General features: G+C 61.8%; 26 protein-coding genes. 12 read left to right on the top strand and 14 right to left on the bottom strand.

Going from position 1 to position 25,910, the window contains the following annotated elements:
• Positions 1–120: 120 nt before the first annotated feature.
• Positions 121–822, bottom strand: a complete 702-nt coding sequence (locus tag HKD46_RS03875) for a YggS family pyridoxal phosphate-dependent enzyme (protein ID WP_103857983.1) — start codon at positions 820–822, stop codon at positions 121–123.
• A gap of 39 nt (positions 823–861) precedes the next feature.
• On the opposite strand from HKD46_RS03875, the gene tapT reads away from it, so the two are divergent.
• From tapT to yaaA, 3 genes are read left to right on the top strand one after another with little or no spacing between them, the layout of a single operon-like run.
• The gene (gene tapT / locus HKD46_RS03880; protein WP_010673050.1) at positions 862–1,896 is read left to right on the top strand and encodes a type IVa pilus ATPase TapT; all 1,035 of its coding nucleotides are present in this window, start codon (positions 862–864) and stop codon (positions 1,894–1,896) included.
• Positions 1,897–1,919: 23 nt separating this feature from the next.
• Complete coding sequence (locus tag HKD46_RS03885) at positions 1,920–3,029, top strand: PilT/PilU family type 4a pilus ATPase (protein ID WP_041214461.1); 1,110 nt, start codon at positions 1,920–1,922, stop codon at positions 3,027–3,029.
• Between the two features lie 32 nt (positions 3,030–3,061).
• Positions 3,062–3,835, top strand: a complete 774-nt coding sequence (yaaA, locus tag HKD46_RS03890) for a peroxide stress protein YaaA (RefSeq protein ID WP_053288104.1) — start codon at positions 3,062–3,064, stop codon at positions 3,833–3,835.
• A 187-nt stretch (positions 3,836–4,022) separates the two neighbouring features.
• On the opposite strand, the gene srmB is transcribed toward yaaA, so the two are convergent.
• Entirely contained in the window at positions 4,023–5,243 is a 1,221-nt protein-coding gene (gene srmB / locus HKD46_RS03895; RefSeq protein ID WP_171864936.1) for an ATP-dependent RNA helicase SrmB, read from the bottom strand.
• A 127-nt stretch (positions 5,244–5,370) separates the two neighbouring features.
• On the opposite strand from srmB, the gene HKD46_RS03900 reads away from it, so the two are divergent.
• The gene (locus HKD46_RS03900; RefSeq protein WP_171864937.1) at positions 5,371–6,081 is read left to right on the top strand and encodes a tRNA1(Val) (adenine(37)-N6)-methyltransferase; all 711 of its coding nucleotides are present in this window, start codon (positions 5,371–5,373) and stop codon (positions 6,079–6,081) included.
• A gap of 190 nt (positions 6,082–6,271) precedes the next feature.
• Complete coding sequence (gene brnQ, locus HKD46_RS03905; RefSeq protein WP_080944186.1) at positions 6,272–7,579, top strand: branched-chain amino acid transport system II carrier protein; 1,308 nt, start codon at positions 6,272–6,274, stop codon at positions 7,577–7,579.
• Between the two features lie 89 nt (positions 7,580–7,668).
• Here brnQ and HKD46_RS03910 read toward each other — a convergent pair whose 3' ends face one another.
• Genes HKD46_RS03910 through zur form a run of 3 tightly spaced genes read right to left on the bottom strand, consistent with a single transcriptional unit; the run spans position 7,669 to position 8,811 of the window.
• Positions 7,669–7,896 carry a hypothetical protein gene (locus HKD46_RS03910; protein ID WP_039039956.1) on the bottom strand — a complete coding sequence of 76 codons (228 nt, stop codon included), beginning with the start codon at positions 7,894–7,896 and terminating at the stop codon, positions 7,669–7,671.
• A gap of 5 nt (positions 7,897–7,901) precedes the next feature.
• Positions 7,902–8,363: a chemotaxis protein CheX gene (locus HKD46_RS03915; protein WP_010673043.1), complete on the bottom strand. Its 462-nt coding sequence runs from the start codon at positions 8,361–8,363 to the stop codon at positions 7,902–7,904.
• On the bottom strand, positions 8,353–8,811 hold the full coding sequence (gene zur, locus HKD46_RS03920; RefSeq protein WP_052816287.1) for a zinc uptake transcriptional repressor Zur: 459 nt from the start codon (positions 8,809–8,811) through the stop codon (positions 8,353–8,355). Before zur ends, HKD46_RS03915 begins: the two co-directional genes overlap by 11 nt.
• A gap of 136 nt (positions 8,812–8,947) precedes the next feature.
• On the opposite strand from zur, the gene dusA reads away from it, so the two are divergent.
• Together dusA and HKD46_RS03930 are read left to right on the top strand one after the other, a co-directional pair.
• A complete protein-coding gene (gene dusA / locus HKD46_RS03925) occupies positions 8,948–9,934 on the top strand; it encodes a tRNA dihydrouridine(20/20a) synthase DusA (protein ID WP_151027186.1) in 987 nt (328 codons plus the stop codon).
• A 2-nt stretch (positions 9,935–9,936) separates the two neighbouring features.
• Positions 9,937–10,086 (top strand): hypothetical protein, encoded by a 150-nt coding sequence (locus HKD46_RS03930; protein ID WP_080944170.1) that lies wholly within the window; start codon positions 9,937–9,939, stop codon positions 10,084–10,086.
• 83 nt (positions 10,087–10,169) lie between these two features.
• On the opposite strand, the gene HKD46_RS03935 is transcribed toward HKD46_RS03930, so the two are convergent.
• Positions 10,170–10,595 carry a hypothetical protein gene (locus tag HKD46_RS03935; RefSeq protein WP_029313758.1) on the bottom strand — a complete coding sequence of 142 codons (426 nt, stop codon included), beginning with the start codon at positions 10,593–10,595 and terminating at the stop codon, positions 10,170–10,172.
• 113 nt (positions 10,596–10,708) lie between these two features.
• Positions 10,709–10,981 (bottom strand): nucleoid-associated protein HU-alpha, encoded by a 273-nt coding sequence (gene hupA, locus HKD46_RS03940; RefSeq protein ID WP_005305063.1) that lies wholly within the window; start codon positions 10,979–10,981, stop codon positions 10,709–10,711.
• A gap of 338 nt (positions 10,982–11,319) precedes the next feature.
• Between hupA and HKD46_RS03945 the strand changes: the two genes are divergently transcribed.
• Both HKD46_RS03945 and HKD46_RS03950 read left to right on the top strand, forming a co-directional pair.
• Positions 11,320–11,802, top strand: coding sequence for an Rsd/AlgQ family anti-sigma factor (locus tag HKD46_RS03945; protein ID WP_029313757.1), 483 nt, complete (start codon positions 11,320–11,322; stop codon positions 11,800–11,802).
• A gap of 102 nt (positions 11,803–11,904) precedes the next feature.
• A complete protein-coding gene (locus tag HKD46_RS03950) occupies positions 11,905–12,291 on the top strand; it encodes a PilZ domain-containing protein (RefSeq protein ID WP_171864945.1) in 387 nt (128 codons plus the stop codon).
• Between the two features lie 53 nt (positions 12,292–12,344).
• Here HKD46_RS03950 and radA read toward each other — a convergent pair whose 3' ends face one another.
• Complete coding sequence (radA, locus tag HKD46_RS03955) at positions 12,345–13,709, bottom strand: DNA repair protein RadA (protein ID WP_010673036.1); 1,365 nt, start codon at positions 13,707–13,709, stop codon at positions 12,345–12,347.
• Positions 13,710–13,809: 100 nt separating this feature from the next.
• On the opposite strand from radA, the gene HKD46_RS03960 reads away from it, so the two are divergent.
• The gene (locus HKD46_RS03960; RefSeq protein ID WP_043153015.1) at positions 13,810–16,185 is read left to right on the top strand and encodes a PilZ domain-containing protein; all 2,376 of its coding nucleotides are present in this window, start codon (positions 13,810–13,812) and stop codon (positions 16,183–16,185) included.
• Between the two features lie 56 nt (positions 16,186–16,241).
• Here the strand turns inward: HKD46_RS03960 and HKD46_RS03965 are convergent, their stop codons facing one another.
• Both HKD46_RS03965 and serB read right to left on the bottom strand, forming a co-directional pair.
• The gene (locus HKD46_RS03965; RefSeq protein ID WP_043153013.1) at positions 16,242–17,147 is read right to left on the bottom strand and encodes an alpha/beta fold hydrolase; all 906 of its coding nucleotides are present in this window, start codon (positions 17,145–17,147) and stop codon (positions 16,242–16,244) included.
• 28 nt (positions 17,148–17,175) lie between these two features.
• Positions 17,176–18,180: a phosphoserine phosphatase SerB gene (gene serB, locus HKD46_RS03970; RefSeq protein WP_043153011.1), complete on the bottom strand. Its 1,005-nt coding sequence runs from the start codon at positions 18,178–18,180 to the stop codon at positions 17,176–17,178.
• A 193-nt stretch (positions 18,181–18,373) separates the two neighbouring features.
• Here serB and HKD46_RS03975 point away from each other — a divergent pair, with 193 nt between their 5' ends.
• Complete coding sequence (locus HKD46_RS03975; RefSeq protein WP_010673032.1) at positions 18,374–18,982, top strand: AhpA/YtjB family protein; 609 nt, start codon at positions 18,374–18,376, stop codon at positions 18,980–18,982.
• A gap of 65 nt (positions 18,983–19,047) precedes the next feature.
• Complete coding sequence (locus HKD46_RS03980; protein ID WP_043153008.1) at positions 19,048–21,294, top strand: PAS domain S-box protein; 2,247 nt, start codon at positions 19,048–19,050, stop codon at positions 21,292–21,294.
• 61 nt (positions 21,295–21,355) lie between these two features.
• Here the strand turns inward: HKD46_RS03980 and deoD are convergent, their stop codons facing one another.
• The 4 genes from deoD to deoC form a co-directional block, all read right to left on the bottom strand.
• Entirely contained in the window at positions 21,356–22,072 is a 717-nt protein-coding gene (deoD, locus tag HKD46_RS03985) for a purine-nucleoside phosphorylase (RefSeq protein ID WP_005341325.1), read from the bottom strand.
• Between the two features lie 133 nt (positions 22,073–22,205).
• Positions 22,206–23,414 (bottom strand): phosphopentomutase, encoded by a 1,209-nt coding sequence (locus HKD46_RS03990; RefSeq protein WP_039039948.1) that lies wholly within the window; start codon positions 23,412–23,414, stop codon positions 22,206–22,208.
• Positions 23,415–23,428: 14 nt separating this feature from the next.
• Positions 23,429–24,760, bottom strand: a complete 1,332-nt coding sequence (deoA, locus tag HKD46_RS03995; protein WP_043153005.1) for a thymidine phosphorylase — start codon at positions 24,758–24,760, stop codon at positions 23,429–23,431.
• Positions 24,761–24,842: 82 nt separating this feature from the next.
• Positions 24,843–25,616 (bottom strand): deoxyribose-phosphate aldolase, encoded by a 774-nt coding sequence (gene deoC, locus HKD46_RS04000; RefSeq protein ID WP_039039946.1) that lies wholly within the window; start codon positions 25,614–25,616, stop codon positions 24,843–24,845.
• Positions 25,617–25,910: the final 294 nt, after the last annotated feature.

Raw genomic sequence — 25,910 nt, forward strand, 5'->3', positions numbered from 1 at the left:
AACACTCCTGTTACTGACATCGCAGCGGATGCCGACCCAGCCTGTGCGGGCTGACAGCATCACACGCGCCTGTTTACCTGAAAAAAGCACGACCGGGGTGTTTCTCGCCCCGGCTCTTGCTCATGAATAGTCACGGGCCCCGAAGATGGCGGTCCCGACCCGCACCATGGTACTGCCATGGGCAATGGCCGGCTCGAGATCCTCGGTCATCCCCATCGAAAGGGTGTCGACGCTCGGGTATTGTTGCGCAAGCTCGGTGAACAGAGCCTGCATGCGCGCCATCTGGGCCGCGAGCACCCCCTCGTCGCTGGTATGCTCGGGGATGGCCATCAGGCCGCGCAACCGCAGCCGCTCGCTCTGGGCCACCAGAGAGGCCAGGCGGAAAATCTCTTGCTCCGACGTACCGGATTTGCTGCTCTCTCCGCTAATATTGATTTGCAGACAGATATTTAGCGGCGCGAGCCCACCCGGTCTCTGATTGTTGAGGCGTTCGATGAGCTTGTCGCGATCGACACTTTGAACCCAGTCGAACCGCTCCGCCACCAGCTTGGACTTGTTCGATTGCAGCGGACCGATAAAGTGCCACTCTATGTCTGTACAGGCGTTCTGCTCGCGCAAGGCATCAATCTTGAGCGCGGCCTCCTGGGCGTAGGATTCGCCAAAGCGCCGCTGACCGGCGGCATAGGCAGCCTGAATGTCCCCCAGCGGCTTGGTTTTGCTGACAGCAAGCAACTGGATGTGATCTGGGCTGCGGCCAACACGCCGGGCAGCCTCTACAATACGTTCCTTTACCTGAAGCAGGTGCTGGGCAATCTGGCTCATATTTCGTTCGTAATCTTGTGATGGGAGAATAACAAATCTATGGATATCACAGAGTTATTGGCATTCAGTGTAAAGCATAAGGCCTCGGATCTACACCTCTCGGCCGGGGTCCCCCCGATGATCAGGGTTGATGGGGAGGTTCGCAAGATCAATTTGCCCGCCCTGGATCACCGGGAAGTCCATGCTCTCATTTACGACATCATGAATGACCACCAGCGCAAGGAGCTGGAGGAGAACTTCGAGGTGGACTTCTCCTTCGAAGTACCCGGCATGGCACGCTTTCGGGTCAACGCCTTCCAGCAGGCGCGCGGCTCGGGCGCCGTGTTTCGTACCATCCCGAGCACCGTTCTGACCCTGGACGATCTGGGGGCGCCGGAGATATTTCGCAAGATAGCGGAGTACCCTCGCGGCCTGGTGCTGGTGACTGGACCCACCGGCTCGGGCAAATCCACCACCTTGGCCGCCATGGTCGATTACATCAATGACAACTTCCACCACCACATCCTCACCATCGAGGATCCCATCGAATTCGTGCACGAGAACAAGCGCTGCCTGGTGAACCAGCGGGAAGTACACCGCGACACCAAGAGCTTCAGCAACGCCCTGCGCTCGGCCCTGCGGGAAGACCCGGATATCATCCTGGTAGGTGAAATGCGGGACCTCGAAACCATCCGCCTCGCCATGACCGCCGCCGAAACCGGTCACCTGGTGTTTGGCACCCTGCACACCTCCTCGGCTGCCAAGACCATCGACCGCATCATCGACGTCTTCCCCGGCTCGGAGAAGGACATGGTGCGATCCATGCTCTCCGAATCCCTGCGGGCGGTCATCTCCCAGACCCTGCTCAAGCGTATCGGTGGCGGCCGGGTGGCGGCCCACGAGATCATGCTGGGGATCCCGGCGGTGCGAAACCTCATCCGGGAAGACAAGGTGGCCCAGCTCTATTCCGTCATCCAGACCGGGATGACCCACGGCATGCAGACCATGGACCAGAGCCTCAAGCAGCTGGTCAACCGGGGGGTCGTCGCCTCCCTCGATGCCAAGGCCAAGGCGGTCGATCCCAATACCATTTAAGCTCGCACACCCAAGGAGTCGCCATGAACATGGATGTTCTGCTCGCCGCACTGGTTGAACAAAAGGGCTCGGATCTCTTCATCACGGTCGATGCCCCCCCGACCCTCAAGGTCAACGGGCGTCTGGTGTCGCTCGGGCCGGCTCCCCTCGACAAGACGACGGCGCTGGCGTTGATCAGAGAAAGCCTGGACGAGACCCACTTCGAGCGCTTCCTGCACACCCGCGAGGCCAACTACGCCATCCAGCGAGGCTCGCTGGGGCGCTTTCGGGTCAGCGCCTTCTGGCAACAGGATATGCCGGGCATGGTGCTGCGCCGCATCGAGACCCGCATCCCCACCTTTGACGAGCTGGTGCTGCCTCCCATCCTGCAGGAGGTCGCCATGGCCAAACGCGGGCTGGTGCTCTTCGTCGGCGCCACTGGCGCCGGCAAGTCCACCACCCAGGCGGCCATGATCGGCTTTCGCAACCAGCACGGTGACGGCCACATCCTGACGGTGGAGGATCCGGTGGAGTTCGTCCATCAGCACGATCGCTGTCTGGTGACCCAGCGGGAGGTGGGGATCGACACCGCATCCTTCGATGTCGCCCTCAAAAACTCCCTGCGCCAGGCCCCGGATGTCATCCTCATCGGTGAAATCCGCTCCCAGGAGACCATGGAGTTCGCCATCCAGTTCGCCGAGACGGGGCACCTCTGCCTCGCCACCTTGCACGCCAACAATGCCAACCAGGCGCTGGATCGCATCCTGCATCTGGTCCCCCAGGAGAAGCACCGCCAGTTCCTGTTCGATCTCTCCTTCAACCTGCGCGCCATCGTCGCCCAGCAGCTGCTCCCCTCCGCTCACGGGCAGCGCCGGGTCGCCGCCTTCGAGATCCTGCTCAACACCCCGCTCGTCACCGACATCATCCGCAAGGGAGAGATGCACAGACTCAAGGAGGTGATGACCAAATCCGGCGAGCTCGGCATGCAGACCTTCGATCAGGCGCTGTTCGGCCTGTTCTGCGCCGGCCAAATTGGCTACAGTGAGGCCCTTGCCCATGCCGACTCCGCCAACGACCTGCGACTGCTCATCAAGCTGTCGGGTCGCGAGCAGCTGGGCGCAGGCACTCTCGACAACGTGACCCTGGATGAATGAGGGGCGTGCGTCATCGCTAGTAAAGGACCGTTATGCTGATTGTGGTTTCCCCGGCCAAGACGCTGGATTACGAGTCACCCCTGGTGACCTCCCGTTTCACCCAACCCGAACTGCTGGACCACTCCGCAGCACTGATCACCCGGGCTCGTCAACTGAGCCCGGACCAGATCGCCAGCCTGATGAAGATCAGCGACAAGCTCGCTGGCCTCAACGCCGCCCGCTTTGCCGAGTGGCAGCCTGACTTCACGCCGGCCAACGCCCGCCAGGCGCTGCTGGCCTTCAAGGGGGATGTCTACACCGGTCTGGCCGTAGAAGATTTCAGCGAGGCCGACCTCGACTTCGCCCAGGCCCACCTGCGCATGCTCTCCGGCCTTTATGGCGTACTGCGGCCGCTTGACCTCATGATGCCCTACCGCCTGGAGATGGGGATCCGCCTCGACAACCCGCGCGGCAAGGACCTCTACCAGTTCTGGGGCGACATCATCACTGAGCACCTGAACAAGGCGCTGGCAGCCCAGGGGGACGACGTACTGATCAACCTCGCCTCCGACGAGTATTTCAAGTCGGTGCGCCCGAAAGCCCTGCAGGGGCGCATCATCACCCCGGTCTTCAAGGACGAGAAGAACGGCCAGTTCAAGATCATCAGCTTCTACGCCAAGAAGGCCCGCGGCATGATGGCACGCCATATCATCAAGCATCGGCTCACCCGGGTGGAACAGCTGACCGGTTTCAATGCCGACGGCTACTACTTTGTACCGGAAGAGTCCGACGCCAATACCCTGATGTTCAAGCGCGCTGAAAATTAATTACACATTCAAGGGAACCAAGTCGGAGATCCTCGGGTCTGACTCTGTGAATCCTCTGTTGTAAGCACTTTTTGTTGGCCGACGTCCTTGCGTCGGCTTTTTTCTGCGCCTCTCTCAGGCCACTCCCCAGGCAGCAGACAGCAAAACGGCCATCCTGGGATGGCCGTTTCAACTGTGCTCGGGGGCATTACTTCTTTTTCTTCTTTGCCGACTTCTTGGCATCCTTCGGCTTTTTCTTCTTCACCGGCACCCGCGCTTCCTTGTGTCTGGGGCGCAGCTCATCGATCACCCGGCGCTTGAGGCGCTCCTCGGTGTAGCGTTCGATCTTGGCGACCATGGCCATGTCGTGAGCTTCCACCAGGCTGATGGCGCAGCCACGGTTGCCGGCACGACCGGTACGACCGATGCGGTGCACATAGACATCCGCGCCGTAGGGCATGTCGTAGTTGATGACATGGCTGACGTTCGGCAGGTCGATGCCGCGGGCGGCCACGTCGGTGGCGATGAGGAAGGGCACCTCCCCTTCGTGGAACTTGCGGATAGACTCGATGCGCTTGGCCTGCTCCATCTCGCCACGGATCCAGGCGCAGGGCACGCCTGCCGCCTGCAACTGGCCGGAAAGCTCCGCCAGTCGCTCACGGGTCTTGACGAAGATGATGGCCTTCTGGGTTTCCGGGTTTTTCAGGATGTGCACCAGCAGAGCCAGCTTGTGGGCGGCATCATCGGCCAGGTGGATCCACTGGGTGATGGGGCGGCGCTCGCTGCGGGGCGGCTCGGCGTGCAGCTCAACCGGGTCTTTGAGGATCTCGCTCGCAAACTTCTCGAGGCCGGCCCCTTCCAGGGTGGCGGAGAAGAGCATGGTGTGCTTGCGGTAGCGCGCCTCTTCCACGATGCGGTCCACGTCCTTGATGAAGCCCATGTCCAGCATCCGGTCCGCTTCATCCAGCACCAGCACCTCGATGTCGTGGCTCTCGAACTCCTCTTTCTCGATGTACTCGAGCAGACGGCCCGGGGTGGCCACCACGATGTCGGTGGTCTTGGTCAGGGCAGGCAGCTGCTCTTCATGGCTGACACCACCGATGATGGTCTCGATGCTGAGATGGGTGTGCACCGCCAGGGCCTTGGCGTGAGCACTCACCTGCAGCGCGAGCTCGCGGGTCGGAGTCAGGATCAGCATGCGGCACGGACCCGGCTTGCGACGCGGGAAGTCCAGCAGGTGCTGCATCGCGGGCAGCAGGAAGGCGGCGGTCTTGCCGGTTCCGGTCGGCGCAGAAGCCAGAATATCGCGGCCGTCCAGGGCTGGCTCCAGCACCATCTGCTGGATGGTGGTGGGGCGGGTGAATCCCATCTCGGCCAAGGCCCGACTGAGGGCTGGATTCAGGTCGAAATCATCAAAGGACTGGCTCATGGCAATACTCGGTCATTAAGGAAGCGGCAGATTATAGGCGATTATGCCGCCGGCTCCTATGGTGACTGTGGCTTAGCCGCTATAATCGCCGGCCATTTTCCGCGGGCAGGCACAGGAGGAGGGCCGAATGGGGCGCAACAATGGTTTCACGTTCAAGCAATTTCACATCGATCACGACCGCTGCGCCATGAAGGTCGGTACGGACGGCATTCTGCTGGGAGCCTGGGCGCCGGTCGACAGCGCCCGCCGGGTGCTGGACATCGGCACCGGCAGCGGCCTCATCGCCCTGATGCTGGCCCAGCGCAGCACGAACGACTGCCACATAGACGGGGTGGAGCTGGATAAGGATGCAGCCATGCAGGCCCAGGAGAATGTGACGGCCTCCCCCTGGCGTGAGCGGGTCACCATCATAGAGAGCGCCATTCAGGATCACCTCGCCCCCCCTTACGATCTCATCGTCTCCAACCCGCCCTATTTCCCGGCAGGCCAGACACTTCGCGATCCGGCCAGGGCTCTGGCCCGTCATACCGGGGGGCTCGACCCAAGGGGATTGCTGGCCGCCAGCGATCGCCTGCTGAGCCGTACCGGGCAACTGGCCCTGGTGCTGCCCACGGCGATGGCGGATGAAATTTTATGCATTTCGTCGAGTTATGATCTGTATGAGCGTTGTTATCTGGCTGTTACCACCAGAGAGGGGAAAGAGGCAAATCGTGTTTTATTGCTGCTTGGCAGAGGATTAAACAAGTGTGAGAGGGGTGAAATTGTGATCCATTCTGCCACGGGAGGCTATTCCGACAGATATATCCAACTAACCAGCCCCTTCTATTTGAAGATGTAAATTTTGCCTTGAACTATTTTTTCACATCATTATGCTGACTGCTAAATGAGCGCCCGCTCAAGACCAGTTCAAACCACTGGTCGCGATGAAAAAACCAGCGGGGCTCTTTTTTTTACCCCCGGAAAGTGCCGGTCACTGACAAATAAAAAACTATAACAAGCAATAGTTTACAAGACAGACGAGGTTGAACTTGACGAAATCACTCACATTGTCCGATGTACTCGGATTGGGCTTCATGACCTTTGCGTTCTATCTGGGCGCAGGCAACATCATCTTCCCGCCCCTGGCCGGCTTCATGGCGGGTGAGCACCTCTCCCTGGCCATGCTGGGCTTCCTGGTCACCGCCGTGGGCCTGCCCCTCATCACCATCATCGCCGTCGCCAAGGCTGGCAACGGCTGGGCCGGCATGACCAAGCTGCTGCCGGCCGGCGTGGCCACCGCACTGGCCGTCGCCATCTACATCATCATCGGCCCGGCCTTCGCCGCCCCCCGTACCGGCCTGGTGGCCTACGAGATGGGCCTCAAGCCCTTCCTTGGCGACATGGGACCATCCGGTCTGGCTGCCTACACAGTACTGTTCTTCGGCGTGGCCATCCTGGTCTCCCTCAACCAGGGCAAGCTGATGGATGCCATCGGCAAGTACCTGACCCCGCTGCTGATGCTGCTGCTGCTGACCCTGGCCATCGGTGTCTTCGTCGCACCGCAAGGAAGCATGCCTGCCGCATCCGGTGACTACCAGAGCACCCCCTTCGTGAAGGGCATTCTGGAAGGCTACAACACCATGGACACCCTGGCGTCCCTGATGTTCGGTGCCCTGATCGTCGACCTGCTGCGCCAGAAAGGCATCCATGACTACCAGAGCCAGTTCAAGTACCTGGCCATCGCGGGCATCATCTCCGCCATCGGTCTCTCCGTGGTCTATGTCTCCCTGTTCCAGCTGGGCAACACCGCTGCCGGCGTCGCCACCGACGTGAGCAACGGCGGTGCCATCGTCAACGCCTACGTACTGAGTCTGTTCGGCCAACCGGGTCAGTTCATCCTGGCAGCCATCATCACCCTGGCCTGCTTCACCACGGCCGTCGGCCTCATCTCCGCCTGCTCCGACTTCTTCCACAACCTGACCGGCATGAGCTACAAGAAGCTGGTCGTGCTGCTGGGTGTCATCTGCGGCATCGTGGCCAACGTGGGCCTGAGCCAGCTCATCAGCCTCTCCATTCCGGTGCTGGTCGCCATCTACCCGGTTGCCGTGGCGCTGGTACTGGTCACCTTCCTGAAGGGTTACTTCGGTCGCCCCCGTCTGGTGTTCCGCTCCGTGCTGCTGGTCGCCTTCCTGTTCGGCTGCCTGGACGGCCTGGGCGCCGCCGGCATGAAGATGGATGCTTTCGCCTTCCTGCCGCTGTTTGACAAGGGCCTGGCCTGGTTGCTGCCGACCCTGCTGGCCTGTGGCCTCGGTGTCATGGTGCGTGGCAATGGCAAGCTGGCTGCAGAAGCGGCCTGATAACAGATCTTGACCAAATAAAGAGGCCAGCATTCGCTGGCCTCTTTTTTGTTGGTGCAATCTGGTTCATCCGTTGTGGAGAGCGCTCTTCAGAGGACGGTTGCGGGCTTGGGTTTGCCTGCAAGACCGTACCAGTGATGCTCAAATCGGCCCGCATGCCAGCGCAGGGTGCCCCAGGGCTGGTCAGCCTGCCAGCGCGGGAAGTTGATCTCCACGCGGTTGTCTTCGTACTTGTAGAGAGAGGTGCTGATCTCGATATCCGACAGGATAAGCAGCACCACCCCACCGATGACACTCCATTTCAGCATCTTCCACATGGCGATTACTCGAAGCAGATCTCGATGGTGGCACGGCCATACTCCGATTCGAACGGCATCATGATCTTGGCGCCGTCGGCCCGGTGAGTGATGGTGTGATTGGGACCGGAGACGATGACCGGGGTCGCCATGTCGAACTCATAGCCCTTCTCCCCCAGCATGCGTTTGGCGCCGCCCGTCACCATGTTGGTGATCTCGCCCACCATGTCGGTCACTTCCTCGTTGATGGTGGCCGGCGCCTCCCCCAGCATGCGACGCATGATCTCCAATGCCAGCCCCTTCTCGAAGCTGATGGAGAGGGAACCCCGGGTCTGCGGACCCACCATGCCAATCAGGCCGGAGACATCTCCCCGAGCCAGCTCGTCCGTCTTGCGCTTGGGCGCGCCCGGTTTGAGTTCCAGCTGTGCCATGGTGGAGAGCACGTTGAGCAGGGAGAGCAGGAACGGGTTTACAAAATCAGCCTTCATCTTGACTTCCTACAGTAACGGAACAGCGGGCACATTGACCATGGGCTTCTATGGTCTTGTTGGTAATAGTAAAACCATGCTGACGAGCCTGCTCGGAAAAGGCGCCGTCGATGGCGGGATCGTGCAGCTCCACAACCTCACCGCAACGATCGCAGATCAGCAGTTGCATCGGGTGGGCATGGTCGAAGTGGCAGCAGAAGATGAAGGCGTTGAGCGACTCCACCTTGTGGGCAAAGCCCTGTTCGAGCAGGAAGTCGAGCGCCCGATAGACGGTAGGCGGTTTGGCATGAGCCTCGGTCTGCTGCAACTGGGCCAGCAAATCATAGGCACTGATGGCATTGCCGTGGGCGGCAAGCAGCCGGAACACCTGGCGCCGTGTCGGGGTGAAACGGATCCCTCGCTGCTCGCAGAGGCGTTCCGCTCGTTGTAGAAGTTGGTCTTGATTCATGTTCACGCAGATACCCTGTCAATTAGCCGGATACTATCACAGGGCCCCCAGTGCGCGGCGACAAAATTCATTTTCTGGGGCTGTCTCACGTTGTGATAGAATCCCGCCCCTTGTTTGGCCAACCCGGATGATTTTTATGCAGGCGCAGCGCTTTTCCATCGCCCCCATGCTGGACTGGACCGATCGGCATTGCCGTTATTTCCACCGTCTGATGACCCGCCAGACCCTGCTCTATACCGAGATGGTGACCACGGGCGCCATCATCCACGGCAAGGGCGACTATCTGGGCTACAGCGAGCAGGAACACCCTCTCTCCCTGCAACTGGGTGGCAGCAACCCGGCAGACCTGGCCCGCTGCGCCAGGCTCGCCGAGGAGCGCGGCTATGACGAGGTCAACCTCAACGTCGGCTGCCCTTCCGATCGGGTGCAAAACGGCCGCTTCGGCGCCTGCCTCATGGGCGAACCCGCGCTGGTGGCTGATTGCGTCAAGGCGATGCGCGACGTGGTCGATATTCCGGTCACCGTGAAGACCCGTATTGGCATCGACGAGCAAGACTCCTACGAGTTCTTGCAGGCCTTCATCGAGCAGGTAAGGGACGCCGGTTGCGATACCTTCATCGTCCACGCCCGCAAGGCCTGGCTGAGCGGCCTGAGCCCGAAAGAGAACCGCGAGATCCCGCCCCTCGATTATCCTCGCGTCTACCGGGTCAAGCAGGATTACCCGGATCTGACCATTGCCATCAACGGCGGGGTGACCAGTCTGGAGCAGACTCTTGAACATCTGCAGCACCTCGACGGGGTCATGATGGGTCGCGAAGCCTACCAGAATCCCTACATTCTGGCCCAGGTGGACAATCTGGTGTTCGGCGAGAACCATGCCGTGCCAAGCCGCCACGAGGTGGTGCGGATGATGCTGCCCTACATCGAACAAGAGCTGGCCAAGGGCAACTACCTCTCCCACATGACCCGCCACATGCTGGGGTTGTTCCAGAACATGCAGGGGGCGCGCGCCTGGCGTCGCCATCTGAGCGAGAATGCCTGCAAGCCGGGGGCCGACATCCAAGTGGTGCTGGACGCCATGGCCAAGGTGCCGGAGTTCGCGCCGGCCGACGCGGTGGAGTGATCATGTACCGCTTCACCGGATCCTGGCTGCACAAGGCCCTGGTGCGTCTGTGCGCCGGCCTGCTCACCATTCTCGGCATCAAGCTCAGCGCCTTCTATTTCATCGGGCTGCTGATCGTGCTGGGGCTGCACCGGGACCAGATCCTGGGCTAAGCGCCCCACGCTCCCGAACAAGAAAAAGCCGGCGCCCCTGCGCCGGCTTTTTTGTCACCACGGAGGTGACCCGACAGTCTGGCTTACTCTTCCTGAACCATGAACTGGAGTTCAGGGGGAGAAGAGGTCAGCACATCGGCGCAGTAATCCCAGGTCGAGATGCGGTAGTGCTGCAAATCTTCATCCAAGTGCAGTCCATCGGATTCCTGATGGAACCAGCTGGCGAAACGGGACGGGGTGATGAGCTGGATCTGCTCCTCGATGACGTGGCTGTCACGCCCCTCCGCCAGATCGCAATCCTCCATCACCCGCACCGCGAAGATGTGGCGAAAACTCACCCGGCACAGGGGCAACGGAGGCAGATCGATGCTGCGAGCACGCCCCAGCATGACGGTCAGGGTGTCGCTCCAGATATCCTGATGCAGTTCGGCCACGACCAGGCCGGGAGGGAGTTGACGAGAGGGAGCCCAGGGGACGGCTACCTGCCGAATGGCATTTTTCTGTTCCATATCCACCTCGCTACAGCGCATGCCATATCCTGAGTGTATCTGAAACAAATTTTGACGAAGATGGCAAGAAAAAACCCGGCACAAGCCGGGTTTCATTTGATTACAAGACGACCTTATTTGACGGCGTCTTTCAGCGCCTTGCCAGCCACGAAGGACGGCACATTGGCAGCTGCAATCTGGATCTCTTTACCGGTTTGCGGGTTGCGACCGGTACGGCCCGCGCGATGGTTGACCTTGAAGGTACCAAAACCCACCAACTGAACGGCATCGCCCTCTTTCAGGCTCTGGGTAATACCATTGATGATCTCTTCCAGAGCGACTTTGGCCTGAGCTTTGCTCAGGTCTGCTTTGGCGGCAATTGCATCGACAAGTTGAGCTTTGTTCATAACATTTCCTTTATGATCGGGCATTTAGCACCGGGCCACTCTATTCAAAAAAAAACACTCAGGCAAAGGCTTTATCAGCCGGATTGGCTTGAATGCTGGGGTTTTCATCAAGATCTGCGGAAATAGTCACATATATCGCCCCCTTGTCCCCTGGATGGGCGACAGGATGCGAAGTACCGGTGGGGAGAGGTATGCAAATCCCCGCCTGATGTAACAATATCCCTACACTCCTATTGACGGTCAACTGGATTTTCCCTAGTTATAGGAGTGTCGTCAGTCGATGAGAATGACCGAAGGCATGCGACCCGAGAGCAGCATGTCATGCCCATGGAGGGACTATGTTAACTGAACTGGAAAAAACCAAGCGCGCACTGGCAGGCAAGCACAGAGCAATAGATGACTGGCTGGATGCCAGACAGGCGTTGCTGGTCGAGTACATGCGGCTGGCAGGCCTCATGCCCGCCAAGTGCAAGCAACGCACCCTCCCAGGCCATGTAGAACTGCAACGTTTTTGCGAACAACTGGTCGATTACGTCAGCGCAGGCCATTTCGAGATCTACAACCATGTCGTCACCGCCTTTGAGCAAGCCAGCGGGGACAAACTGGAGCTGGCCAAGCGCATCTACCCCCATATCCGTGCCTGTACCGAATTCGCGCTGGAGTTCAACGACAAGTACAGCAACGCCGACGAAGCCCAGTTGCTGCAACTGGACGAGGATCTGAACCAGCTCGGCCCCGTGCTGGAGGACAGGTTCAAACAGGAGGATCGGCTGGTCAAGGCGCTGCAGGTGGTGGAATCCCTCAGCCATCAGCAGGTCTGATATTCAATATCGGAGCCAGTTCAATATCCTGGCGTGCCAGCTGGATTACACTCTGCAACATGAAGGATGAGCATCTTGCTCGCACGCAGACCGGAGACGACCATGGCCGAGCGCCGCCACTTTACTCGGATTTTCTATTTGACCGCCGCCAAGCTCACCCAGGGTGAACACCTGTGGCGCACCCAGCTGGTCGATGTCTCCCTGCAGGGAGCCCTGCTGCTCAGACCCGAGGATTGGGTCGCCAGCGAGGACAAGGAGTACGAAATCTGCTTCGTGCTCGGGGGCAGCGACATCGAGATCAAGATGCAGGTCGAGCTGACCCACGAAGCCAGCAAGAAGCTGGGGTTTTACTGCCACCACATCGACATCGACAGCGCCACTCACCTCAAGCGGATGATCGAGCTGAACATCGGAGAGGAGCAACTGCTCCATCGTGAGCTGGAGCAGTTGCTGCAAGAGCACCGAGACCACGTCCCCCCCGAATCCTGAACGGGCGGGCAGAAAAACAAAGGAGCGTCCATACGCTCCTTTTTCATGGTCGGTTACAGGGCCTCGAGGGCATCGGAGAGTTTCTTCACCGGCACCACCTCCATCCCCTCGATGGGATGTTTGGGCGCATTGGCATGCGGGACGATGGCTCGGCGGAAACCGTGCTTGGCCGCCTCCTGCAGTCGCTCCTGACCCGAGGGCACGGGCCGTATCTCGCCGGAGAGTCCCACCTCGCCAAAGACCACCAGATCCTTGGGCAGGGCCTGATCCCGGAAGCTCGACACCATGGCCAGCAGCAGCGCCAGATCCGCGCTGGTCTCCTCGACTTTGACGCCACCCACCACGTTGATGAACACATCCTGATCCGCCATCTGCAACCCGCCGTGACGATGCAGCACCGCCAGCAGCATGGCGAGACGGTTGTGGTCCATCCCCACCGCTACCCGGCGCGGATTGGAGAGCTGGGAGTAATCCACCAGCGCCTGCAACTCCACCAGCAGGGGGCGCGTGCCTTCCCAGATCACCATGACGATGGAGCCCGGAGCCTGCTCCTCCCCGCGGCTGAGGAAAATCGCGGAAGGGTTGCTCACCTCCTTCATTCCCTGCCCGGTCATGGCGAAGACCCCCAGTTCGTTGACCGCACCGAAGCGGTTCTTGTGGGAGCGCAGGGTGCGAAAACGCGAGTCGTGCCCGCCATCCAGCAGCACGGAGCAGTCGATGCAGTGCTCCAGCACCTTGGGGCCCGCCAGGGTGCCGTCCTTGGTGACGTGGCCCACCATGAAGATGGCCACATGATTCTGCTTGGCATAGCGTGTCAGCAGCGCCGCCGACTCACGCACCTGGGAGACGGACCCCGGCGCGGACTGCACATCCGCCACGTGCATCACCTGGATGGAGTCGATGACCATGATCTGAGGTTGCTCCTGCTGGGCGATGAGGCAGATCTGCTCGACACTGGTCTCGGACAACATGCGCAGCTTGTCCGTGGGCAGACCCAGCCGACCGGCCCGCATCGCCACCTGTTGCAGTGACTCCTCACCGGTCACATAGAGGGTCTTCATGCGCTGCGCCAGGCCGCACATGGTCTGCAGCAACAGGGTCGACTTGCCGGCCCCGGGGTTGCCGCCGATAAGAATGGCCGAACCGGGGACCACGCCGCCACCGAGTACGCGGTCCAGCTCCTTGAAGCCCGAGCTGAAACGGGGGATCTCCGTGGTGGCGATCTCCGCCAAGGTCTGCACCTGGCTGCCGACGGCGCCCGCATAACCGGTATAGCGAGCACTCTTGCCGGGTGTCGTCACCCCCAGTCGCACCTCGGTGATGGTGTTCCACTCCTTGCACTCGCTGCACTGACCTTGCCAGCGGGTGAAGTCGGCTCCACATTCGGAACAAACATAGGCGGTTTTGTTTTTGGCCATGGATAACTCGGGGACAGGATGAATTCCTGCTTGATATACTTGTTTGCGACCGGCAGATCAAACCCAGAATCGGAAAAGTGACTTTCCGCGGCAGGAATACATGGATTCAGAACAACCACTACATCTGATAGAACAACTTGTCCCCCTGCTCCGGGAAAAGGACTTCGACGAAATCTTCAACCGTCTGACCCAGAACGAAAATACCAACAGCCGGTTCCTGCTGAAGATGGAACTCAAACGCAAGTGCACCCCCTGTCGGCGCGTCATCGACATGCGCAACGAGCTGGGCGCCCTCTGTCAGGTGCATGAGTTCGACGGGGTGACCCACTTCATGCCCGCCGAGGCCATCGAGCTGTTTCAATCCCAGTGCTACCTCTACCGGGACAGCTACACCCTGGGGGTCTACGAGGCGCTGCAAGCCTGGTACAAACTCAACCAGGGGCGCAGTGACAATCTGGCGCTGCCCATCAGCCCGTTTCGTCCGTTTGATGTCAGCGCCATCCCCTTCGCCAGCCATTACGGGCGACAGGAAGAGCGCATGCACTTCAGCTCTCCCATGGTGCTCCAGCTCGCCAACGGCGAGAAGATCCTCGCCAAGAGCTCCGACATCTCCCTCGGCGGCATCCGGGTATCCGTGCCCTATCTGCCCGACTACCAGACAGGCGACCTGATAGCCGTCTTCTTCACCGGACTGGAACGCGATCATCCCCATCCCCTGCTGCGTGACCCGGTCAGCTACCAGATCCTGGGGGAGGAGAGAAAAGAGGACAAATTCTGGCTCAGGCTGCTCAAGAACGGCGAGCATCCGGTGTTCGACGAGTTCCTGCGCGACTTCATCGAGCGCAACCGCAGCCGCTATCGCGTCAGCGTCGACTACCTGCTCTCCGCCGCCGTCATCAAGGGGTATGAGCAGTTCTATCTGCCACGCATGACCGGCATGCCCCTCTATTTCGGCAAGGGCAGCGTCCCCGCCCTCGAGATCGCCCTGCGCACCGAGAACAACCAGCACATTCTCGAATACTGGCGCGACGCCAAGAACCGCGACATGCTCGCCAGCCTCTTCACTGCGGCCCGCATGCCCTCGTTGCTCCCAGGCAAAGAGGGCATGCGCGAGACGCTGATCTACAGCTTTACCCATGCGGTACGCAGCCACCTCTACTTCTTCTCCGCGACCCGGGAGGAGCTGGAACAGAGCGGACTGACCGCGCTCTTCTTCCAGATCGGCGCCCGCCGCCCCAGCTGGCGGGTATACAAGTTCAGCATGGAAGCCTGCACCCTGCGGGAGGCCGACCTCGACAACCCCCAGGGCGGGGCGAGCCAGTTGCAGGACAGGCTGCTGCGCGAGCGCCTGGCCCAGCTCGGATACGTGGGCATGCTGCAGGAGATAAACCTGGACAACCAGCGCGACGAGTTCCAGCGAGAGACGGGTCAGGATCCGCTCAACGCCAACGCCTTGCAGCGCTTTGGCCATGACATCCATGCCGCCCCCTTCGAGATAGAGACGCTGCACTATGTGCAACTGCGCAAGGAGGCGCGCTACATGCACAAGACGGCCATCGTCTTGCATCACAAGGAGCGATCCTGGGTCGGCTGGACCCGAGACATCTCGGCCCACGGCATGCAAATCGAGCTGGAGGAGCCGTTCGACGGGGAGAAGGGAGACATCATCACTGTGGCTCTGCCCCGCTTGCAGGAGCTCGCCAGGAACATGGACCTGCAACGCCTGCCCTATCGGCTGGTCAGCCTCAACCTGAGCAGAACCGTGCTGCATCTGTGCATCGAGGGGACGGCCGAGCGCCATACCGGCCACCAGTTCTTCAGCCTGCTTATCGAAAGCAACCAGAACAAGCTCAAGACCACCCGGGAGTTCAATCGCTATCGCGGCATGGCCAGGGCGCTGCGCAACCTCTACACCCACCACCTGTTCAACACCCCCGTCTATGTGAACAAGCTCAAGGCCGCCCCGAAACTGGCCGCGGCCGGCCTCTCGCCACAGCCACGCAGCCTTTCCCGTCTGCTGCGCATCTGTGCCGAGCAGGATCAGCAGTTGAACCTGTATCCCCTGTTCCAGGGGGCACTGCTCAAGGCCCTGCTGCTCAATCCCCTGCGCGCCATCGAGCGGGAAGACAAGCCGGAAGAGGAGGAGGTCTACATCGCCGCCCTCCACTCCCAGGGGGGAACCCCCCTGTTTCGCAGCCACCTGGCCAGCAGCTTCAGCTCACCGGATCAAAAGCGCCGCTTCATCGAGCTGGCCCGGCAACAGGGAGAGTTCTATTCGGTACTGGTGGGTATTTCGCGCACCGGCCGCCCGGACACCAGCTTCATCGCGGGTGAACTGGACTACATCGCCAAGTTCGCCATTCACAAGGCCAAGAAGCTGGAAGAGGAGCTCTGGAGTGTCGTGGGCGTGGGTGAACTGACCGATACCACCGAGGCGACCCTGTTCCGCCTTGGCATACCATCCGGGCCCCGCTAGCCAGCAGGGCAGGGAGACAACAAAAAACGGGCACGCAAGTGCCCGTTTTTTGTCTATCAGGCAGCCTGGGGGTTGCGCAGCCAGGCGAGGATGTCGGGGAAGTGATCCTCCTGTGCCTGGGGCGCTGTCAGCATGTTGATGTGGTCGTAATCGAGCCGGTTGCCGTTGTCCCGCCCAAGACGGGTGTGGCGGGCAGCCGATCCCATCTCGTCGCTGAAGCGGCGCACGTCGACGGGGTGGCCAAGTACCTTGTCCGCCTTGGCGGAGATCATCCAGAGCGGGGGCCAGTTGACCCGGCTCGCCGCCTCGTCATAGGCGAAGCCGTCAAAGGGGTCCAACCAGGGCCCGCACTTGACCCAGGGGATGGTCTCCTGCAGGTAGCGCAGGGGCTCATCATCGGCCCCTATCTTCAACCGGCGGGCGGCCAGAAACCCCCGGCGGCGCGCCAGCCAGGGGGCGAGCCGGTTCCAGATCAGATCCACCTTCAACCAGCGCTCCGGGTTCTGCACCGAGACCCCCCGCTTGGTGCCGAAGAACACCAGGCTGGCAACCTGCTCCGCCAGCTCGGGGAAGCGCACCAGGGTCGAGGCCATGATGACGCCGCCCCAGGAGTGGGCCATCCAGTGCACCCGGGCACCGGCATGGCGGGCCGATACCCAGCGCTGCAGGGCGGGCAGATCCTCGGTGATCAGCTCATGCTGGCCGTGGCCGGCCCGCTCGGCGATGGTCGGTGTGCTCAGACCCCGACCACGCAGATCCGCCACATAGACCTGATACCCGTGGCGAGCCAGAAAGCAGGCAAGCCCCTTGCCCGATTCGGTGTAGAAGATGCGGCCGTTCTCGATGGCCCCGTGCACCATCAGGATGGGGTCGGCATGCACCGCGACACCGGGCTGGATATGGCGCACATGGAGTCGATGCTCACCGCAGGGGACAAACAGGGATTGCTGTAACAGTTCCATCTCGTGATCGGCTCCTCCTTGAGCGGGATCAGCACCAGCGTCGGTCGCGACAAGCCAGGGCGCCGAGCAGGCAGAGCACCCCTTCCAGATCGTGGTGATTGAGGGTCGCCGCCGCCTGGGCACGTACCAGGGGTTTGGCATGAATGGCAATGCCAAGCCCCGCCACCGCCATCATCTTGAGATCGTTGGCACCATCGCCGACCGCAACCGTCTGGGATGCAACCACCCCGTACTCCGAGGCCAGCTGTTGCAGTGCTTCGGCCTTGGCGGCGGCATCGACGATGGGGCCGCTCACCTTGCCGGTCAGCAAGCCCCCTTCCACCGCCAGCTCGTTGGCGAAAATGGCATCCAGACCCAGAGCACGCTGCAACTCGCCAGCAAAGCGGGTGAAGCCACCGGAGGCGATCGCCACCTTCCAGCCAGCCTGCTTGAGGGCATCGACCATGAGTGGCAGGCCCGGCATCCAGGGCATGTCGGCCGCCACCTCGTCGAGGATGGTGACCGGCGCCCCTTCCAGCAGCGCCACCCGGGCACGCAGACTGTCGGCAAACTCCAGCTTGCCCTGCATGGCCGCCGCGGTAACGGCCGCCACTTGCTCACCGACCCCGGCCAGCCGCGCGATTTCGTCGATGCACTCTATCCTGATCGCGGTGGAATCCATGTCCATCACCAGCAGACCGGGCTCACTCAGGGTGGGCAGGGCGGCCAGATGACACAGGTCGATGTCCCACTCCTGGGCTTTGAGCGCCTGCACCAGCTCGGGGGAGAAACGGTTGGTGCCAAGCAGCAGCAGCGGAATACCGGCCTGCTCCCCTGCGGGATAGAGGCTGGCCTCGAGCCCCAGGGCATCCAGCTGCTGGGCCAGGCGGGCCAGATGACCGGCCTCCAGCCCCTTGCCAAACAGGACAATCCAGGCGCTGTCATGGGCGTTGGCCGCGGGCAGCAGGGCTTCGTTGGTGAGCTGCCAGCAGGGGGCACAGCTCAGGGCCCCGGACCAGTCGTGCAGGGAGCGGGGAAGTTGGGACAACAACATAAGAGAGACGCCTTCCTTGGAAATCATGGGGTTCATCATGCGGGCCCAGAGTAGCGTATTGCTTTTTGTACAGGCAAGCGCCAAGATCCCGCCTGCGGTGCGGGCAGACATGGAAACAGACCACCCTGTTTCCCGCTTCGCGGCACCGGGGCACCAGCCAGCCCCGCTCATCCATTACCAGAGGCCCGGTTCTGTGCGTCATCTTCCCATCAAACGTGTTGTCAGCCTGGCGGCGGGAGTCCTGCTCGGTCTCTGGGTGCTGGTGCTGCTCATCCACATGCAGGGAGAGAGCCAGGCCGCCCTGCACGCGGCGGCACGGGACAGGGCACAGGCGCTGGTCGCCTATGCCGCCCGGGACATGCGCCGCTGGATCAAGGAGGACAAGGAGAGCGAACTGGAGAGACTGGCGCAGGATCTGGCCGCCGAGCCTGACATTCTGGATGTCACCCTCTATGACGCCCGCGGCATTCCCCTCGCCCAGTCGGACAACGCCCTGCCGCTGGACAGTCTGCTGCCCATCGGCAGCGACAACAAATCCCTGCCGGAGCAGGGCAAGGGGCGCATCCAGTTCGTCCAGGAGATCCAGGACGGAAACCTGACCCTGGGCTATCTGAGGATCACCCTGGAAGAGCAGAAACTGCTGGCCGCACAAGATACCCATCTCAAGGTCAACCAGGAGAAACAGCGCCTGATGCTGCTGGTGATGCTGCTGGCCGGCCTGCTCATCTCCTACGGGGTCCGTCGCAACTACATGCGGGTGCGCAAGCACAAGAAACAGAGCAAACCCGCCGCTCCGCAATAAGCGGGAGTGGATCACATCCTCCGGCTTGTATATAACACTGGCAAGATCACTGGCAGGAGAGCCACATGATTGCCCCCCCCTTACCGCTGGATGAACACAGTCGACTGGAACGACTGCGCATCCTCGGCCTGCTCGACCACGAGCCCATCGATCAGCTTGATCGCCTCACCCGGCTCATCACCAGGCATTTCGCACTCCCCATCGCCATGGTCTCCCTGACCGACGTGAACAGGCAGTGGTTTCTCGCCCGCACCGGGGTCGATATGTGCGAGATCAACCGGGAGCACTCCTTCTGCGGTCATGCCATTTTGCGCCCCGACATCATGCAGGTACCGGATGCCAGACGGGATCTCCGCTTTGCCGACAATCCGCTGGTGACCGATGATCCCGGTGTGGTCTTCTACGCCGGCCGACCCCTGCGCGCCCTCGATGGCGTGGTGCTCGGCACCCTCTGCCTGGTGGACCATGTGCCGCGCCATCTCGACGAAGATGCCTGCCGGGATCTCGACGACTTCGGCCGCCTGGTGGAGAACACCCTGCACGATCTGGAGCGGCGCCACCAGGTGCGCACCCTCAATCAGGTGCTGGAAGACAAGGAGCATCTCTTCACCCTCACCTTCAACCAGTCGTCGGTGGGCATGGCCCTCTCCTCCCTCGAAGGCAAGTGGCTGCGGGCCAACCCGGGGCTGGAGCGGCTGCTCGGTTACAGCGAGCATGAGATGCTGAGCCGGACCTGGCTCGCCATGACCCATCCCGAAGATCTGCAACGGGAGCAGCCCCTGTTCGATGCCCTGATCGCGGGGCAACGGCAGGATTACCGGCTGGAGAAGCGGATGATCCGGGCCGATGGCACCCAGTGCTGGGTCCAGCTCAGCGTGACCCTCTGCCAGAGCCGCACCATGGCCCCCCACATGATCGCCGTGTTTGCCGACCTCACCGAGCGCAAACAGGCCGAGGCCGAACTCGTGCGGCTGCAGCAAGGGCTCGAGCAGCAGGTGCAGTCACGGACCCGGGAGCTTTCCCGCACGGTGGAACAGCTGCATCAGGAGATGCGCGAGCGCGGCGCCATGCAGCAGCAGCTGTGGCAGGAGCAGCGCCGCTTGCAGCACATGCTGGAGCACACCAGCAATGCCTTCCTCGAGCTCGATGCCGATTTCATCATCACAGGCTGGAACCCGGCCTCCACCACCCTGCTCGGCTGGCACGCCGACGAGATGCTGGGCCGTCCCCTCTTCGGGCTGCTCGGCGCCGAGCATCCCCTGCTGAGCCTGTCAGGCAACCCGCAGAGTCCGCCACGGCGGCTGGAGTGCGACATCATCACCCGCACAGGCCGGCACATCCCGGTCGAGGTGATTGCCGAGCGTTACCAGTTCGACGGCAAGGTGCGCATCGCCCTGTTTTTGCACGACATCACGGCCCGCCGCCAGGTGCTCGCGGAGATCGAGCGTGGCCGTGCCCGACTGCGGGCCATCACCGATGGCCTGCCGGTCACCATCAGCATGGTGTCGCCCGAGGGGCGTTACCTGTTCGCCAACCAGGCCTATTGCCGCTACTTCGGGCTCGATACCGAACAGATGCGGGAAATGAGCGTGCGGGACGTCATCGGCGAGGAGGCCCACGGCAGGGCCATGGCCTATGTGGCAAAGGCCCTCGCCGGTGAGCAGGTGAGTTTCGAGCACCGTTTCGATCTCCCCATAGGCCGACGCGACCTCAGGATCACCATGATCCCGAGCCGGGGCGACGAGCCCGGGGTCTACATCCTCGGCAGCGACATCACCGAGTTCAAGGCGCTGCAAAGCCAGCTGGAACACGAGGCGGCTCACGACCCCCTCACCGGCCTGCCCAACCGGCGCGCCTTCACCCTGCGCCTCTCCCGGGAGCTGGAGCGGGTGCGCCAGAATGCCGAACCCCTGGGCCTGCTGTTCCTCGATCTCGACGGCTTCAAGGGGATCAACGACAGGCTGGGACACCACGTCGGCGATGCCCTGTTGCAACGCTTCGCCCAGGTGCTGAGTGCCGAGGTGCGCCCGGGGGACATGGTGGCGCGCCTGGCCGGCGACGAGTTCACCATCATACTGCCCGCCCTGCGCCAGCCGGAACTGGAGCTGCCCGCCCTGTGCGAGCGGCTGCTGGCGGCCATGGCGGTTCCTGGGGACGTGGCCGGTCACCGGCTGCCCCTTGCCGGCAGCATAGGAGGCGCCCTCTGCCAATCGGGCCAGTATTGTCACATCGATGATCTGCTGCACCGGGCCGATGCCGCCATGTACCAGGCCAAGCAGTCGGGCAAGGGGCGCTTCGCCCTCGATCTCTGACCGTGCTTCGCATAAAAAAACGGCGGCCCGAGGGCCGCCGTTTTTTTATGCGCGAGGGGGATCAGTTGTCACCCAGCAGGACGGAGTCCAGCGCGATTTCGATCATGTCGTTGAAGGTCAGCTGACGCTCTTCGGAGGTGGTCTGCTCACCAGTACGGATATGGTCGGAGACGGTGCAGATGGTCAGCGCCTTGGCACCGTACTCGGCGGCCACGCCATAGATACCAGCAGCTTCCATCTCGACACCCAGGATGCCGTATTTTTCCATGACGTCGAACATGGAGGGGTCCGGAGTGTAGAACAGATCGGCGGAGAAGATGTTGCCCACGCGCACGGCCACACCCTTGTTCTTGGCGGCCTGAACGGCATTGGCCACCAGGTCGAAGTCGGCGATGGCGGCGAAGTCGTGGTCCTTGAAGCGCAGACGGTTCACTTTGGAGTCGGTGCAGGCACCCATGCCGATCACCACGTCACGCAGTTTCACGTCTTCACGCACGGCACCGCAGGAGCCCACGCGGATCAGGGTCTTCACGCCGTAGTCGGTGATCAGCTCTTTTGCGTAGATGGAGCAGGACGGGATGCCCATGCCGTGACCCATGACGGAGATGCGACGACCCTTGTAGGTGCCGGTGAAACCGAACATGTTGCGCACGTCGCACACCTGCTCGACGTTCTCCAGGAAGGTTTCGGCGATGTACTTGGCACGCAGGGGGTCGCCCGGCATCAGCACGGTATCAGCAAAGGCGCCATCTTTCGCATTGATATGAGGAGTTGCCATTCTCTTTATTCCTTCACACTAGGTTGAGTTTTATTGTCTTTATGGATTGTCCGCTGCCTGCGCGGCGGCGGTACATTACAGGAAACCGGGGCCCTGTGGCACCCCGGGCAGGCGAACCGGCCCGGGGTCACCATCACAGGAAGCTGGTACCGTATTGCAGCTTGGGCAGGCCGTGGTAGGCCGCGATGCTCTGGCCGATGTCGGCGAAGGTCTCGCGACGACCGACGGAGCCCGCCTTGACCGGCTTGCCGTAGAACAGTACCGGAATGTATTCGCGGGTGTGGTCGGTACCGCTCCAGGTCGGGTCACAGCCGTGGTCGGCGGTCAGCACCACCACGTCGCCATCCTGCAGCAGGTCGAACAGCTCCGGCAGGCGGGAGTCGAAGTACTCCAGCGCATCGGCGTAGCCCTTGACGTCACGGCGGTGACCGTAGGAGGAGTCGAAGTCCACGAAGTTGGTGAAGACGATGGTCTGGTCACCGGCCGCTTTCACCTCTTCCAGAGTCCTGTCCCACAGCTCGGTCAGACCGGTCCCCTTCACCTGCTTGGTGATGCCCTGCTGGGCATAGATGTCGGCGATCTTGCCGATGGAGACCACCTGGCCACCCGCTTCCTTCATGTAGTCCAGCACGGTCGGCGCCGGCGGCAGCACGGAGTAGTCGTGGCGGTTGCCGGTGCGCTTGAAGTTGCCCTTGCCGCTGCCCACGAACGGACGCGCGATGACGCGGCCGATGTTGTAGGGCTCCAGCAGCTCGCGCACGATGTGGCACAGCTCATAGAGCTTCTCGAGGCCATAGGTCTCTTCGTGGCAGGCGATCTGGAACACGGAGTCGGCGGAGGTGTAGAGGATCGGCTTGCCGGTGCGCATGTGCTCTTCGCCCAGATCGTCCAGCACCTGGGTGCCGGAGGCGTGGCAGTTGCCCAGATACCCGGGCAGACCGGCCTTCTCGACGATGGCATCCAGCAGCTCCTGCGGGAAGCTGTTGTGATGGTCGTGGAAATAACCCCACTCGAACAAGACGGGCACGCCGGCAATCTCCCAGTGACCGGACGGGGTGTCCTTGCCGGAGGAGAGCTCCTGGGCAAAGCCGTAGGCACCGATCACCTCGACATCCTTGTTCAGTCCGGCCGGGAAGGTGCCGCTGGCGAGTTCGCCCGCGTGGCCCAGACCCAGCTTGCTGAGGTTTGGCAGGTTGAGAGCGCCACGGCCCTCGATCTCACCGGCGGCGCACGCCTTGGCGATATGGCCAAGGGTATTGGCACCCACGTCGCCGAACTTGTCGGCATCGGCGGCAGCACCAATACCGAAAGAGTCCATCATCAGAATAAAGGTACGTTTCATGGGACTTCCCCTTGTTACAAATCAGCCAGACCGATGCGACGGTAAACCTCGGGCAGCGCCTCTGGTCGGGTGTCGCCGATCTTCACGGCAGCCTGCACCATGCGGGCAGCCTCGGCAAATTGAGCTTCTGTCTGAGCGTGGATCAGGGCGAGCGGCTTGTCAGCATCGACGCTCTGACCCAGGCGGATAAAGTCGGTCAGACCGACCGCATAATCGAGTTTGTCGGCGGCGGCGCGGCGACCACCGCCCATGGCGACCACCGCCAGGCCCAGTTCACGGGTGTCCATGGCGGTGACGAATCCGCTGTGGGCCGCGTAGACGGGGCGCACGATGGCGGCTTTGGGCAGGTAGGCGTCGTAGCGCTCCATGAAGTCGGCGGGACCACCGAGGCCGGTCACCATGCGCCCGAAGATCTCGGCTGCCTTGCCATTGTCCAGCACCGCCTGCAGCTTGGTGCGGGCATCGCCGTCATCGCTGGCAAGACCGGCGGAGATCAGCATCTCGGCGCACAGGGCCATGGTCACTTCGTGGATGCGCGGGTTGCGATACTCACCGGTCAGGTAGCGCACCGCTTCGCGCACTTCCACGGCGTTGCCGGCGCTGGAGGCCAGCACCTGGTTCATGTCGGTCAGGAGTGCAGAGGTGCGGCAGCCGGCCCCGTTGGCCACGGCGACGATGCTCTTGGCCAGTTCCTCGGAGGCTTCAAAGGTCGGCATGAAGGCGCCGGAGCCCACCTTCACGTCCATCACCAGCGCTTCGAGCCCGGAGGCAAGCTTCTTGGAGAGGATGGAGCCGGTGATCATGGCAATGGACTCGACGGTGGCGGTGATATCCCGTACCGCATAGATACGCTTGTCCGCCGGGGCGAGATCGCCGGTCTGGCCGATGATGGCGACACCCGCCTCTTTCACCACTTTCAGGAAGCGGTCGTTGTCGACCGAGGTCTGGTAGCCGGGGATGGCATCCAGCTTGTCCAGGGTACCGCCGGTGTGGCCGAGACCACGGCCGGAGATCATGGGCACGAAACCGCCGCACGCAGCGACCATGGGGCCCAGCATCAGGGACACGACGTCACCCACACCGCCGGTGGAGTGCTTGTCGACGATGGGGCCGCCCAGGTTGAGGTGATCCCAGGTCAATACCATGCCGGAGTCGCGCATGGCGCAGGTCAGGGCAACCCGCTCATCCATGGTCATGTCCTTGAAGTAGACCGCCATCGCCAGGGCCGCGATCTGCCCCTCACCGATGGTGTTGTTGGTTATGCCTTGGACGAAGAATTGAATCTCTTGGGTACTGAGCGCTTCACCGTTGCGCTTCTTGCGAATAATTTCTTGAGGCAAAAACATCTTTCATTCCCTCCGTGCATCACGCACGAACACAGACCGAACCAGATCCGGAAGGGGGCGGCGCACCGCCCCCTGCCACCGCTTAGTAACCGCTGGTATTAGCAGGCTTGTCGCCATGCCCCAGGGTCGCCAGCAGGCTGGCCAGCAGGCTGGAGGCGCCGAAGCGGAAGGTGCGGGCGGATACCCAGTCCTTGCCCAGGATCTCTTCGGCCATGGCCAGGTACTGACCCGCCACGGCGGCGTCTTTCACGCCACCGGCCGGCTTGAAGCCCACTTTCGGGTTCTTGGCCTTGATCACTTCCATCATGATGCGGGCAGCTTCCGGGGTCGCATTGACCGGCACCTTGCCGGTGGAGGTCTTGATGAAATCGGCACCGGCGTCGATGGAGATCTCGGAGGCGCGACGGATCAGCGCCTCTTCCTTCAACTCGCCGGTCTCGATGATCACTTTCAGCAGTACCTTGGCGCCGCAGGCTTCCTTACATGCTTTGACCAGATCGAAGCCGACCTGTTCATTGCCGGCCATGAAGGCGCGGTACGGGAAGACCACGTCCACCTCGTCGGCACCGTAGGCCACGGCGGCGCGGGTCTCGGCCACGGCGATCTCGATGTCGTCGTTGCCGTGGGGGAAGTTGGTCACGGTCGCGATGCGCACGTCGGCGGCGCCGATGTCACGCAGGGTCTTGCGTGCGATGGGGATGAAACGGGGGTAGATGCAGACGGCGGCGGTCAGGCCGGCCGGAGACTTGGCCTTGTGGCACAGGTCGATCACCTTCTGATCGGTGTCGTCATCGTTCAGGGTGGTCAGGTCCATCAGGTTCAGGGCACGTTGGGCGGCCACTTTCAGATCAGTCATGCTATGTCTCCAAAGTCTTGTTAAGCCCCATCACCCGCGATCGGCTTCACCGAACACCAAGGGTCGGCAGAGACGTTCCCGGAGCAACGGGATATGGAATTGCAGCGCAAATGCACAGGCAATACGGCTGCAAATAAGGCAAGAGCCCTGTCACTTTCTTACAAAAGTGCGGACTTGGTTCCATGAAGACTTGAGAAAGGCCGACTACGCAGACCCGACTTCCCAATCAATTCCATTTGACCGCCAACACCCGGATTCACCGGGCATTAGTCAATGCCAGCACCCTGCTGGCAT

The organism is Aeromonas sp. TW 6 (assembly GCF_013168745.1).
Lineage (GTDB): Bacteria > Pseudomonadota > Gammaproteobacteria > Enterobacterales > Aeromonadaceae > Aeromonas > Aeromonas caviae.